At 70.0% G+C, this 12,303-nt stretch carries 11 protein-coding genes, 1 tRNA gene and 1 pseudogene; 10 read left to right on the forward strand and 3 right to left on the reverse strand.

Going from position 1 to position 12,303, the window contains the following annotated elements:
- From G3I41_RS24020 to G3I41_RS24030, 3 genes are all read left to right on the forward strand, one after another.
- The coding region (locus G3I41_RS24020) for an AIM24 family protein (protein ID WP_164402471.1) at positions 1 to 858 on the forward strand (858 nt) is incomplete at its 5' end.
- Between the two features lie 11 nt (positions 859 to 869).
- Positions 870 to 1,550 (forward strand): AIM24 family protein, encoded by a 681-nt coding sequence (locus G3I41_RS24025; RefSeq protein WP_164402472.1) that lies wholly within the window; start codon positions 870 to 872, stop codon positions 1,548 to 1,550.
- A gap of 19 nt (positions 1,551 to 1,569) precedes the next feature.
- Positions 1,570 to 2,325 carry an AIM24 family protein gene (locus G3I41_RS24030; RefSeq protein WP_164402473.1) on the forward strand — a complete coding sequence of 252 codons (756 nt, stop codon included), beginning with the start codon at positions 1,570 to 1,572 and terminating at the stop codon, positions 2,323 to 2,325.
- Positions 2,326 to 2,401: 76 nt separating this feature from the next.
- On the opposite strand, the gene G3I41_RS24035 is transcribed toward G3I41_RS24030, so the two are convergent.
- Together G3I41_RS24035 and G3I41_RS24040 are read right to left on the reverse strand one after the other, a co-directional pair.
- Complete coding sequence (locus tag G3I41_RS24035; protein ID WP_164402474.1) at positions 2,402 to 2,950, reverse strand: NUDIX hydrolase; 549 nt, start codon at positions 2,948 to 2,950, stop codon at positions 2,402 to 2,404.
- Complete coding sequence (locus G3I41_RS24040) at positions 2,947 to 4,395, reverse strand: zinc-dependent metalloprotease (protein ID WP_164402475.1); 1,449 nt, start codon at positions 4,393 to 4,395, stop codon at positions 2,947 to 2,949. The genes G3I41_RS24035 and G3I41_RS24040 overlap by 4 nt, the downstream gene beginning before the upstream one ends.
- Positions 4,396 to 4,584: 189 nt before the next feature.
- Between G3I41_RS24040 and G3I41_RS24045 the strand changes: the two genes are divergently transcribed.
- The 4 genes from G3I41_RS24045 (at position 4,585) to G3I41_RS24060 (ending at position 7,777) form a co-directional block, all read left to right on the forward strand.
- Positions 4,585 to 5,727 (forward strand): SDR family oxidoreductase, encoded by a 1,143-nt coding sequence (locus G3I41_RS24045; protein WP_164402476.1) that lies wholly within the window; start codon positions 4,585 to 4,587, stop codon positions 5,725 to 5,727.
- 90 nt (positions 5,728 to 5,817) lie between these two features.
- On the forward strand, positions 5,818 to 6,279 hold the full coding sequence (locus tag G3I41_RS24050) for a molybdenum cofactor biosynthesis protein MoaE (RefSeq protein WP_164402477.1): 462 nt from the start codon (positions 5,818 to 5,820) through the stop codon (positions 6,277 to 6,279).
- A 127-nt stretch (positions 6,280 to 6,406) separates the two neighbouring features.
- Positions 6,407 to 6,595 carry a hypothetical protein gene (locus tag G3I41_RS24055; protein ID WP_164402478.1) on the forward strand — a complete coding sequence of 63 codons (189 nt, stop codon included), beginning with the start codon at positions 6,407 to 6,409 and terminating at the stop codon, positions 6,593 to 6,595.
- Positions 6,596 to 6,688: 93 nt separating this feature from the next.
- Positions 6,689 to 7,777, forward strand: a complete 1,089-nt coding sequence (locus G3I41_RS24060) for a PDZ domain-containing protein (RefSeq protein ID WP_164402479.1) — start codon at positions 6,689 to 6,691, stop codon at positions 7,775 to 7,777.
- Between the two features lie 28 nt (positions 7,778 to 7,805).
- Here G3I41_RS24060 and G3I41_RS24065 read toward each other — a convergent pair whose 3' ends face one another.
- Positions 7,806 to 8,375 carry a PPA1309 family protein gene (locus G3I41_RS24065; RefSeq protein WP_239081803.1) on the reverse strand — a complete coding sequence of 190 codons (570 nt, stop codon included), beginning with the start codon at positions 8,373 to 8,375 and terminating at the stop codon, positions 7,806 to 7,808.
- Positions 8,376 to 8,503: 128 nt separating this feature from the next.
- Here G3I41_RS24065 and G3I41_RS24070 point away from each other — a divergent pair, with 128 nt between their 5' ends.
- From G3I41_RS24070 to G3I41_RS24080, 3 genes and pseudogenes are all read left to right on the forward strand, one after another.
- The gene (locus G3I41_RS24070; protein ID WP_203601576.1) at positions 8,504 to 11,491 is read left to right on the forward strand and encodes a UPF0182 family protein; all 2,988 of its coding nucleotides are present in this window, start codon (positions 8,504 to 8,506) and stop codon (positions 11,489 to 11,491) included.
- Between the two features lie 52 nt (positions 11,492 to 11,543).
- Positions 11,544 to 11,617: transfer RNA gene (locus G3I41_RS24075), tRNA-Met, on the forward strand.
- Positions 11,618 to 11,831: 214 nt separating this feature from the next.
- Positions 11,832 to 12,303 (forward strand): annotated as a pseudogene (locus tag G3I41_RS24080) (sel1 repeat family protein); the annotation flags it as partial.

Raw genomic sequence — 12,303 nt, forward strand, 5'->3', positions numbered from 1 at the left:
GCCCCGTACGGGCAGCCCGGCCAGCCGCCGCAGCATTTCGGGCAGCAGCCCCACCCGCCCCAGCAGCAGTTCGGGCAGGTCCCCGGCCAGGCCCCCGCGCCCTACGGACAGCAGGCGCCGTCCCCGTACGGCCAGCAGCCTCCCGGCATGCCGCCGGGCGCGCAGGGCATGCCCGGCGGCGCTCCGCAGGCGGCCGGCGCCGGTCTTCAGGCCGCGCTCCAGCCGTACAAGGAAGCCGCGACCGGACAGCGCTGGACCCCGCAGAACCAGCAGCTCATGCGGGTCGACCTGACCATGGGCGGTACGGGAGTGCTCGCCCGGCAGGGCAGCATGGTCATGTACCAGGGCAAGGTCGACTTCGGCTACAAGGGTGCGGGTTTCGCCGGCCGCATGGTGGGCAACGCCACCGGCCAGGAGATGCAGCTCATGCGCTGCACCGGCCGGGGCCAGGTCTTCCTCGCCGAGGAGGGCGCCCATCTGCACTCCATCGAGCTCCAGGGCGACGGAGTCTGCGTCTCCGCCGAGAACGTGCTCGCCTTCGACGAGTCGCTCCAGTACGAGGTCCGCCGCATCGAGGGCCACGGCATTCCCGGCGGCGCCCTGTTCACCATGCAGTTCCAGGGCTCCGGCACCCTCGTCGTCAAGACGCACGGCGTCCCCGTGGTCCTGCCGGTCACGCCGACCACCTTCGCCGACTGCAACGCCGTGGTGGCGTGGTCGTCCGCGTCCCAGGTGATCATCTCCAGCCAGGTCCGGCTGCGCCGCAACGCCTACCCCGGACACAGCGGCGAGACCGTGAACCTCCAGTTCCGGGGCGCCCCCGGTAACTTCATCGTCGTCCAGCCCTACGAGGTCTGAGGGAGCCCGTCATGAACCAGCAACTCGCGGGCTACGCCCCGACCCCCGTCACGGCACGGATGGAGAACCACGGCCATTCCATGCTGAAGGTCGCCATGGCGACCGGCCAGGACCTCTACGCGCGCACCGGATCGATGGTCGCGTACGAGGGCTTCATCCAGTACGAGCCCAACCCGCCCGCCGTCCGCCAGATCGCCTCGCAGTGGATCACCGGCGAGGGCGCGCCCCTCATGAAGTGCACCGGCGACGGGCTGCTCTACCTCGCCGACTACGGCGCCGACGTCGTCGTCATCAACCTCAACAACGATTCCCTCTCGGTCAACGGAACCAACGTCCTCGCCTTCGACGGCCACCTCACCTGGGGCGTCGAGCGGGTGAAGGGCCTCGCCAAGTTCGCCGGACAGGGCCTGTGGAACGTCTGCATCTCGGGGACCGGCTGGGTCGCGATCACCTCGCGCGGCACACCGATCGTCGTCGACTGCGGACGCGGCGAGGACGAGACGTACGTCGACCCGGACGCGCTGGTCGCCTGGTCCCCGAACCTCAAGGTGAAGGGCAAGCGCAGCTTCAAGGCGTCCTCGCTCATCGGGCGGGGCAGCGGCGAGGCGTTCCAGATGGCCTTCTCCGGCCAGGGGATCGTCGTCGTCCAGCCGAGCGAGGACAGCACCGACCGGCTGCGCGTCCGGCACTGACGGGGAGGGAGAACACACCATGCAGAGTTCGCTTTTCGGCCTCACGGAACAGCAGTCGCAGGAGCGCTACACCATGCAGAACCCGCAGCTTCTGCGGGTCGCGCTGACCGGCCACGACGACGTCCTCGCCCGCAAGGGCGCCATGGTCGCCTACCAGGGGCTGATGGAGTTCGACGGCGAGTACCAGTCGAACGCCCAGCGCCGCTCCCGCGCCCACACCGGTGAGGGCCTGGACCTGATGCGCTGCTCCGGGCAGGGCACCGTCTACCTCGCCAACCTGGCGCAGTACATCCACGTCGTGGACGTCGACCACGACGGCCTGACCGTGGACAGCTCCTACGTCCTGGCGCTCGACTCCTCGCTGCACACCGAGGTCATCGCGGTGGACAGCCAGTACGGCATCTCGGGCACCGGCAAGTACCAGCTCAACATCTCCGGCACCGGCAAGGTCGCCCTGATGACCTCGGGCCAGCCGCTGATGATGCAGGTCACGCCCGACAAGTACGTCAGCGCCGACGCCGACGCGATCGTCGCCTGGTCGACCTCGCTGCGGGTGCAGATGCAGGCCCAGACGCACTCCTCGGGCGTCTTCCGCCGGCGCGGCAACACCGGTGAGGGCTGGGAGCTCAGCTTCCTCGGGCAGGGCTTCGCCCTGGTGCAGCCGAGCGAGCTGATGCCGCCGCAGAACGCCCAGATCGGACAGGGCCTCGCCGCCCAGTACGGCATGGGCCAGCACGGCGCGCACGGCCAGAACCAGAACAACGCCTGGAGCTGAGCCACTACGACGGCACACGGTGAGGGGCGGCCTCCCAGGAGGCCGCCCCTCACCGTTTCCCGCGTTGTACGGCGCGCTACCGGCCGCCCGCCAGCGCCGCGCGCGTACGCTCCACCAGCCGGGCCACCGAGGCGTCGCCGACTCCGGCCACCTCCTCGTACGCGAACCAGCGCAGGTCCAGCGACTCGTCGCTGATGCTCTCCGTCGCTCCTGCCGGCGCCACCGCCGCGTACTGCACGTCCAGGTGCCACTGGCACGGCGTGGGGATCGGATGCCGGTCCAGGACCACCGGCCCGCCCGGCAGCAGCGTCAGCCCGCCGATCCCCGACTCCTCCGTCGCCTCCCGCAGCGCGGCCGCCGCGAGCGTGGCGTCACCGGGCTCGCAGTGGCCGCCCATCTGCAGCCACATCCGCAGCTTCCGGTGCAGGGTGAGCAGCACCCGGCCGCGCTCCGGGTCCACGACCAGGGCGCTGGCCGTCAGATGCCCGGCCCCACAGGACTTCCACATGCCGTCCGGATGGCGCGCCAGGTGCTCCAGATACGAGTCGCGCAGCTCCTCCTGGGCGGCGCCGGCCCCCGCCCCGTAACCCTTGAGTACGAGGACGGCGTCGTCGTGCAGGCTCACTTGTCGGTGTCGTCCTTGCCGTCGGTGTCGCCCTTGTCCGTGGCGTCGTCCGGGGCACCCGCCCCCGGCGCGGGCTTCTCCGGGCCGTTCGCCGCCTCGCCGAGCATCTTGTCCAGCTCCGAGAAGTCCATCTGCTCGTGGTGGACGAAGCCGTCCGGGTCGTCCAGGTCGTGAGCGGTCGGGAGCATGTCGGGGTGCTCCCACAGCGCGTCGCGCCCCTCAAGACCGCGGGCGTCGGTGAGCGAGGCCCACAGCCGCGAGGCGTCCCGCAGCCGGCGCGGACGCAGCTGGAGGCCGATGAGCGTGGCGAACGTCTGCTCGGCGGGGCCACCGGACGCACGGCGCCGGCGCATCGTCTCGCGCAGCGCGTCGGCCGAGGTCAGCCGGGACTTCGCGGCACTGTGCACCACGGCGTCCACCCAGCCCTCGACCAGCGCGAGGGCCGTCTCCAGGCGGGCCAGGGCCGCCTTCTGCTCCGGCGTCTCCTCCGGTTGGAACATGCCCTGCTGAAGGGCCTCCTGCAGCTGCTCGGGCTGCGAGGGGTCGAACTGGCCGACCACGTCCTCCAGCTTGCTGGTGTCGACCTTGATCCCGCGCGCGTAGCCCTCGACGGCGCCGAACAGGTGCGAGCGGAGCCACGGGACATGGGCGAAGAGCCGCTGGTGGGCGGCCTCGCGCAGCGCCAGGTACAGCCGCACCTCGTCCTGCGGGACCGACAGGTCCTTGCCGAACCGCTCCACGTTCAGCGGAAGGAGCGCGGCCCGGCCCGCCGGGCCCAGCGGCAGCCCGATGTCGGTCGAGCCGACCACCTCGCCCGCCAGCACGCCGACGGCCTGCCCGATCTGCTGGCCGAACATCGCGCCGCCCATCGACCGCATCATGCCGATCAGCGGGCCCGCCATCGCCTGCATCTCCTCGGGCAGCACATCACCCATGGCGAGGCCCACCCGCTCGGCGACCGGGTCCACCAGCTGCTGCCAGGCCGGGAGCGTCGCCTCGACCCACTCCGCGCGGCTCCACGCCACACTGGAGATGGCACCGGACGGCATCGACGTCACGCCGTCCAGCCAGAGGTCGGCCAGGCGCAGCGCCTCGTCGACCGCCGAGCGCTCGGCGGGGCCCACGCTGGCGTCCTTGGAGCCGTCCGGCGTGCCCTGCGACACCGTCTGCCGGGCGATCTGCTTGGCCATGTCCCAGTTGACGGGCCCGCCCTCGTAGCTCAGCATCTGGCCGAGCTGCTGGAAGGCGGCGCCCAGGTCGTTCGGGTTCATCGAGCCGAACATGGCGGCGAAGGGGTTGTCACCGCCCGCGCCGGGGCCGAAGCCGAACGGGTTCGCCGGACCGCCCGAACCCTGCCCACCTCCGGTGGGGTCGTTCTTCTTGCCCTGGTCGCCGTCGTCCGGCTCCTCCGGCGGAAGGCCGAATCCGAATGGGGTGTCACTCACGGGTTTCCTCGGCTCGTAGGGCCGCCGGGGGAACCGGCGGCGACTGCCCGACATCACCATCCAGCGTAGACACCAAGTCCGCTCAGGGCCTCAGTGCTCCGCCCGGTCCGGCCCTGCGGCAGGATGGACGCCACCTGGTACGTACGTGTCACGCGGGTACGTACTGAAGACAACCGCTGGAGACGCCCGGTGAGTTCCCCAGATCCGCAGGTTCGCGCAGCGCGAAACCTGGCCGACCCGTCATCCGAGAAGAAATCCGTCCCCGGCCGGTCCGGAGGCCGTGGCCCGGTCGTGGCCGTCACCGGAGCCGCGACGGGTGTCGGCGAGCTGCTCACCGCACGCCTCGCCGCCTCCGAGGAGATCAAGCAGGTCGTCGCCATCGACGAGCGCCGGGGCGAGGTCCCCGACGCGACCTGGCACCTCCTCGACGTCCGCGACCCCGCGATCGCCGAGAAGCTGCGCGGCGCGGACGTCGTCGTCCACCTGGCGCTCGACCTCGACCTGGAGACCGACCCCGCCGCGCGCACCGCCTACAACGTGCGGGGCACCCAGACCGTGCTGACCGCCGCCGCGGCCGCCGGCGTCCACCGCGTCGTCCTGTGCACCTCCGCGATGGTCTACGGGGCGCTGCCCGACAACGACCTCCCGCTCGCCGAGGACGCCGAGCTGCGGGCCACCGCCGAGGCCACCGGCGTCGGCGACCTGCTGGAGATCGAACGGCTCGGCCGCCGCGCCCCGCGCGCCCACCCCGGGCTGCACGTCACCGTCGTGCGTCCCGCCGTGCTCGTCGGCGGCACGGACACCGCGCTGACCCGCTACTTCGAGTCGCCCCGGCTGCTCGTGGTCGCCGGCTCCCGGCCCGCCTGGCAGTTCTGCCACGTGGAGGACCTGGTCACGGCGCTGGAATACGCCGCCCTGGAGAAGATCGACGGCGAGTTCGCGGTCGGCTGCGACGGCTGGCTGGAACAGGAGGAGGTCGAGGAGCTGAGCGGGGTGCGCCGGATGGAGCTCCCCTCCGCCGTCGCGCTCGGCGCCGCGGCCCGGCTGCACCGGATCGGCCTGACCCCCTCGCCCGCGGGCGACCTGGCGTACACCATGCACCCCTGGGTCGTCAGCGTCAGCCGGCTGCACGACGCCGGCTGGCGCCCGGCCTGGACCAACGAGGAGGTGCTCGCCGCGCTCCTGGAAGAGGTGGAGGGACGCCACACCGTCGCCGGCCGCCGCCTCGGCCGCAAGGACGCCACCGCGGCCGGTGCCGCCGGGGCGACCGTCGCCCTCCTCGGAACCGCGGCCCTGGTGCGCCGCGCCCGCAAGGCCCGCCGCCGGATCTGAGCACCCTGTAGAAGGCTCCAAGCCGGGGCGCGCCCCGCCGGGTGAATCGGCAATTCCGTGTTGTCGGTGCGGTACGGCACGATGGGGGTCATGGCACTCACGTACGACCACCCCGGCGAGCAGACGGCGCAGGACCCGATCCGGCTGCTGGACATCCGTGACACGCCGCTGTCGGTGGACGAGGTCTTCCAGGCGGTCGGCGACGAGGCCGCGGGCGGTACCACCCTCTTCGTCGGCACCGTGCGTGACCACGACGGTGGTCAGGACGTCGACGGACTCGGCTACTCGTGCCACCCCTCGGCCGCCGACGAGCTGCGCCGGGTGGCGGAGAAGGTCGTCGCCGACTTCCCGGTCCGGGCGCTGGCCGCCGTCCACCGGGTGGGTGAACTGCGGGTGGGTGACATCGCGGTCGTCGTGGCGGTCTCCTGCCCCCACCGCGCGGAGGCGTTCGCGGCCTCCCGCAAGCTCATCGACGACCTCAAGCACGAGGTGCCGATCTGGAAGCACCAGCGCTTCTCGGACGGTACGGAGGAATGGGTCGGGGCCTGCTGAACGCAAACCGGAACGGCGGGCATCCGCCCCGATTTGCGTAACCGCACCCCTGCCACGAGCGTTGGTTTTCCAGACGGTTAATCTGCTGATCGGCCAGTCGGCCGCATCAGGGGGTAGGGAGGTCGGCATGGCAGCGCTCGCCTGGTTGTTGATTCCGCTTTTCGCCGCGTTCGGCGCGGCGATATGGGGAAGCTGGGCCGCCCGCAACCGCACGACCGGTGACGTCACGGAACTTGCCGGATACGCGCGGTTCCGCGAAGCCATGGAGAAGTCCCACTCCGGTTCCGAACCGGTGGAGCAGGTGTCCCACGTCTGAGGCCGCTGGCGGCGTCCTCGACGCACCCGCCCCGGGCCCCGTACGGACCGGCCCCGGCGGTGCACGGAGAGACCCTTCCCGTACTGTCGTTCCATGCCACGCCGCACCGCGACGATGCTCGCCTCCACGCTGATCCTGATCGCGCTGCTCTGCGCAGGCGTGCTGATCAAAGTGCCGTACTCGGAGATGTCTCCCGGTCCGACGGTGAACACGCTCGGTGACGTCGAGGGCGATCCGGTTCTGCGGATCACCGGTCACAAGACGTACAAGACGTCCGGCAACCTCAATATGACGACGGTCCGCGTCACCGGCGCCGACTACAGCATGAACCTGGTCGAGGCCGTCTCCGGATGGCTGGGCCACGACAGCGTCGTCGTGCCGCACGACACCCTCTACCCGGACGGCAAGACCGAGGAGCAGTCGACGCAGGAGAACGCCGAGGAGTTCAGCCAGTCCCAGGAGAGCGCCAAGGTCGCGGCCCTCAAGGAGCTGAACATCCCGGTCACCTCGTACGTCGTGGTCTCCAGCGTTGTCAAGGGCAGCCCGTCGCAGGGCAAGCTGCACGCGGGCGACATCATCGAGAACGTCGACGGCACCGCGGTCCGCAAGCCCGAGGACGTCGCGAAGCTGGTCACCCAGCACAAGCCCGGCCAGGACGTCGACTTCACGGTGATCCCGGCCAAGACCGCCGCGGCTGCCGAGAAGGCCGGCAAGAAGCCCGAGGGGACCGAGAAGGTCACCCTCACCACGGTGAAGGCCCCCGAGGGGGACCGCGCGATCGTCGGCATCCAGGCGGGGACCGACCACACCTTCCCCTTCGACATCGACATCAAGCTCGCCGATGTGGGCGGCCCGAGCGCGGGGCTGATGTTCTCCCTGGGCATCCTCGACAAGCTGACCCCGGGGCAGCTGACGGGCGGCAAGTTCATCGCCGGCACCGGCACGATCGACGACGCCGGCAAGGTCGGTCCGATCGGCGGGATCACCATGAAGCTGGTCGGCGCGCGCGAGGCGGGCGCCCGCTACTTCCTCACCCCCGACGACAACTGCGAGGCCGCCGCGGCGGACACCCCCGACGGGCTCACCCTGATCCGGGTCAAGACCATCGACGACGCCAGGAAGTCCCTGGACAAGCTCCGCGCGGGGGACACGGCCGGGCTGCCGAGCTGCTCGGCGGGCTGACCGCGCCCCCGCGACATGCGGCGGGCGGTCAGGACTCGAAGGTGGCCGCCAAAGCCTCGGCCAGCCCCGGCACGAGACCGGCACCGGTCAGCACCTCGCTCGCCGAGTCCTTCTCACGCAGGCGTACGGCGGACTCGCGCGCCCCGTCCCGCAGGACGGCCACGGTCATCCGCACCTCCTGCCGGTCGGGGTGCTCGGCCACCCACTTGGTCAGCCGCTTGTCGTCCAGCCCTTCCGGCACGGACGCCTCGGCGGACGGCGGAAGCATCAGGCGCTCCACCGTCATCGCGCACCCGGCGACCGCGTCGGGCCAGGCGATCGTGGCGAGGAACTCGTCCAGCGCCGTGCCCGCGGGCAGCTCCTCCTGTTCCACGGGAGTCAGCGCGGCGGTCTTCGCACCGTCGTCGTCAAGGCCGAGCTGAGCGGCGATACCGGGCTCCTGGGCCCGCAGCCGCGCGGTGTCGACCAGGGCGAAGAGACGGGCCGGCTGGTCCCAGCCGAGGGTGGAGACGTACTCGTCGATTTCGAGCACCGCGACGGTGAGCGGGCTCGCGGCCATCGGGGGGCCTGAGGGGGAAACGTTGGACATGGGCAACATCCTGCCTCCTTCCGACCCCGTAACGGGAACTAGGTAAAGCATCAGTAAGTTGAAGGGATGGGCTCTACGATCGCTGGGCCCGCTCCACACGACCCGCGAACTTCGAGGTGCGCACGTTGGCTTTCCAGATGCCGGACCGCGGCGGAGGCCCGACCGGGCCACGGATCAGAGTCGGCCGCCCGTCCCGGCGCGCCCGAACCCTGCTCATGACTCTGGGCGTCCTGGCGATTCTCGCCATGGCGTTCGTCATGTTCGCCGGGTTCTGGACGGACTGGCTCTGGTACAGGTCGGTCGCGTATTCGTCCGTCTTCACCACCACCCTGTGGACCAAGATCGGGCTGTTCCTCGTCTTCGGGCTGCTGATGGCCCTGGCCGTCGGACTGAACATCTGGCTCGCGCACCGGCTCCGGCCGCCGCTGAGCGCGATGTCGCTGGAGCAGCAGAGCCTGGACCGCTACCGGATGGGCCTCGCCCCGTACAAGAAGTGGGTCCTGCTCGCGGTCACCGCCCTGGTCGGGCTGATCGCCGGGGCCTCCGCCTCGGGCCAGTGGCGGACCTGGCTGATGTACGTGAACGGCGTGTCGTTCGGCCAGAAGGACCCCCAGTTCCATCTGGACGTGTCGTTCTACGCCTTCGACCTGCCCTGGTACCGCTTCCTGCTGGGCTTCGGTTTCGCGGCCACCGTGCTCTCGCTGATCGCCGCCGCGCTGACCCACTACCTGTACGGCGGCCTGCGTGTCACCAGCCCCGGCGCGCGGGCGACGGGTGCGGCCACCGGCCACCTGTCGGTGCTGCTGGGGGTCTTCGTCGCGCTGAAGGCCGTGGCGTACTGGCTCGACCGGTACGGCCTGGCGGTGAAGTCCAGTGACTTCAAGGCCACGGACAACTGGACCGGCCTGCGGTACGTCGACGCCAACGCGTACCTTCCGGCGAAGACGATCCTGTTCTGCATCGCCGCGATCTGCGCCGTGCTGTTCTTCGCGACGCTCTGGCGGCGCACCTGGCAGCTGCCGGTGATCGGATTCGGCCTCATGGTCCTCTCGGCCATCCTGATCGGCGGCCTCTACCCGGCCATCGTGCAGAAGTTCCAGGTCCAGCCGAACGAGCAGGCCAAGGAAGCCCCGTTCATCCGGAAGAACATCGAGGCCACGCGCAACGCGTACGCCATCGACGACGCGCAGGTCTCGGACTACACGGGCAAGTCCACCGAGGACGACGACGCCAAGCTCCGGGCGGCGGCCAACGACGCGGCCAGCTACCGGGTGATGGACCCCAACGTCGTCTCGCCGGCCTTCCAGCAGCTCCAGCAGAAGAGGAACTACTACCAGTTCCCCAAGACGCTGGACGTCGACCGCTACAAGGACGACGCGGGCAAGGAGCAGGACACGGTCATCGGTCTGCGCGAGCTCAACATCGAGGGCATCCCCAAGCGCAACTGGATCAACGACCACTTCACCTACACCCACGGATACGGCGCCATCGCCGCCCGGGGGACCACGACCGGCAAGAACCCGAAGGGATCTCCCGACTTCACCGAGTCCGGGCTGCCGACCACCGGCGACCTGGGCACGTACAAGCAGGAGATCTACTACGGCGAGAAGACCGAGCAGTACTCCATCGTCGGCGGGCCCCAGAAGGAGCTCGACTACGAGGAGGACGGCGAGAAGACCACCAGCTACAAGGGCGACAGCGGGGTCAGTCTCTCCAACACGTTCAACCGCGCCGCGTACGCCGTGGCGTTCAGCGAGCCGCAGATCCTCTACTCGGGCGCCATCGGCGACGGTTCGCGGATCCTCTACAACCGCACGCCCAAGGAGCGCGTCGAAGCGGTGGCCCCCTGGCTCACCATCGACGGCGACGCCTACCCGGCCGTGGTGAACAAGCGCATCCAGTGGGTGGTCGACGCCTACACGACGACCAACGGCTACCCGTACGCCTCGCGCACCACGCTCGGTGACACCACGGCCGACTCGCTGACCACCAACCAGCGCGCGGTCGTCGCCCAGCAGAACCAGGTCAACTACATCCGCAACTCGGTGAAGGCCACCGTCGACGCGTACGACGGCACGGTCACGCTGTACGAGTGGGACACGAAGGACCCGGTCCTGAAGACCTGGCGCAAGGCGTTCCCCGGGACCGTGAAGCCCAAGGCGGACATCCCGCAGGAGCTGATGGACCACCTGCGCTACCCGCAGGACCTGTTCAAGGTGCAGCGCGAGCTGCTGACCCGCTACCACGTCACGAGCCCCGCCCAGTTCTACAGCGGCAGTGACGCCTGGCAGGTCCCGGACGACCCGACCAACAAGGAGTCCGGCTCCGTCCCGCCGTACTACCTGAGCATAAAGATGCCGGGTCAGACGGCGCAGAAGTTCTCGCTGACCACGACGTTCACCCCGAAGGGGCGGCCCGACCTGGGGGCGTTCATGGCGGTGGACGCCGATGCGGCCAGCAAGGACTACGGCACCATAAGGCTCCTGAGAGTCACCGGTGCGGTGAAGGGCCCGGGCCAGGTGCAGAGTGAGCTCAACGGCAACGACGACGTCGCCGAGTTCGTGAGAAACCTCAAGGGCACCGACTCCGACATCGAGTACGGCAACCTGCTGACCGTGCCGCTCGAAGGGGGCTTCCTCTACATCGAGCCGGTCTACACACGCGGTGGTACGCAGAACTACCCGCTGCTCCGCAAGGTCGCCGCCTCGTACGGCTCGAAGATCGTCTTCGAGAACAGCCTCGGCGAGGCCCTGAACGCCGTGTTCGGCGCCGAGGGTACGGATACGAGCGAGCCACCGGGCGACACGACCGAGCCGCCGGACACCAGTCAGCCGCCGGCCACCGGAGACGCCGCGCTCAAGAAGGCGATCGCCGATGCCCAGAAGGCGTACACGGAAGGCGAGGCGGCGCTGAAGGAGCAGGACTGGACGGCCTACGGCAAGGCGCAGACCGATCTCCAGGACGCGCTGGAGCGGGCGGCCGCGGCCCAGTCCAAGGCGGCCGGCGACGGCAAGGCCGACAAGTCCGACGATGGCAAGGCGGACAAGACCGACAAGAACGACAAGGGCGATAAGGCGAGCCAGGCCAGCGCTTCGGACAAGGCGGGCGATGAGGGCGGGGGCTGAGTAACCCGGTAAAGCTCCACCTCCGCGTCGTGGTACGGTTTGAACACAACGACGCGGGGTGGAGCAGCTCGGTAGCTCGCTGGGCTCATAACCCAGAGGTCGCAGGTTCAAATCCTGTCCCCGCTACTGAAAGACGAAGGCCCGGATCCTCCAGGGGATCCGGGCCTTCGTCGTGCTCTGACGGTCTGTTTCACGAGGTGGGCGTGAAGTGCGGTTCGAGGGGCACGAGTTGGCCGGGGACGTGTTTGACTTGTCTCTCTGTGGGCATGTCGACAAAACGCTGAAGTGACGTCACTGACCGCGATATACCAGGTGTACGCGGGTTACAGGTGGTGCGACGATGGTATTTATGGGGGACAGGGCAACTCTGTTGAAGACAGGGCGGTTTGCGCGGGGTCACGTCCATCCGGCGGAAAAGATGGCGGATGCGGTGTTTGCCGCTGCCGCCGAGCAGTACAAAGACACCATCGAGAGCGCCGAGACCGCCCAGACTGCCGAGAACGCCGAGAACGCGGAGAGTGCCGCGACCGCAGAGACCGCAGGGACCATCGAGGCCGCCGACGGCGTGGAGAACGCCGAGCGGGCGGAGGCCGAGGCGAGCGCGGACAGCGTGGAGGCCGAGGCGCGCCACCGCCGCGCGGCCGACGCCGGTGACACCGCGTCGATGAGCGTCCTCGGCGCGCTGCTCCTGCGCCGGGGCGACCTCACCGGCGCCGAGCCCTATCTGCGGGGCGCCACCGCCGACGGCGACCGGGCCGCCGCCAACAACCTGGGCGTCCTGCTGCACCAGCGCGGCTACCCCGACGAGGCGG

Origin of the sequence: Streptomyces sp. SID9727 (assembly GCF_010550605.1) — a bacterium.
Taxonomy (GTDB): Bacteria; Actinomycetota; Actinomycetes; order Streptomycetales; family Streptomycetaceae; genus Streptomyces.

Excerpts from the sequence above, each read along its gene's own strand:
- G3I41_RS24025 (WP_164402472.1), top strand. The coding sequence starts at position 870 with ATGAACCAGCAACTCGCGGGCTACGCCCCGACCCCCGTCACGGCACGG.
- G3I41_RS24030 (WP_164402473.1), top strand. The coding sequence starts at position 1,570 with ATGCAGAGTTCGCTTTTCGGCCTCACGGAACAGCAGTCGCAGGAGCGC.
- G3I41_RS24050 (WP_164402477.1), top strand. The coding sequence starts at position 5,818 with ATGGCACTCACGTACGACCACCCCGGCGAGCAGACGGCGCAGGACCCG.
- G3I41_RS24055 (WP_164402478.1), top strand. The coding sequence starts at position 6,407 with ATGGCAGCGCTCGCCTGGTTGTTGATTCCGCTTTTCGCCGCGTTCGGC.
- G3I41_RS24060 (WP_164402479.1), top strand. The coding sequence starts at position 6,689 with ATGCCACGCCGCACCGCGACGATGCTCGCCTCCACGCTGATCCTGATC.
- G3I41_RS24065 (WP_239081803.1), bottom strand. The coding sequence starts at position 8,375 with ATGTTGCCCATGTCCAACGTTTCCCCCTCAGGCCCCCCGATGGCCGCG.
- G3I41_RS24070 (WP_203601576.1), top strand. The coding sequence starts at position 8,504 with ATGCCGGACCGCGGCGGAGGCCCGACCGGGCCACGGATCAGAGTCGGC.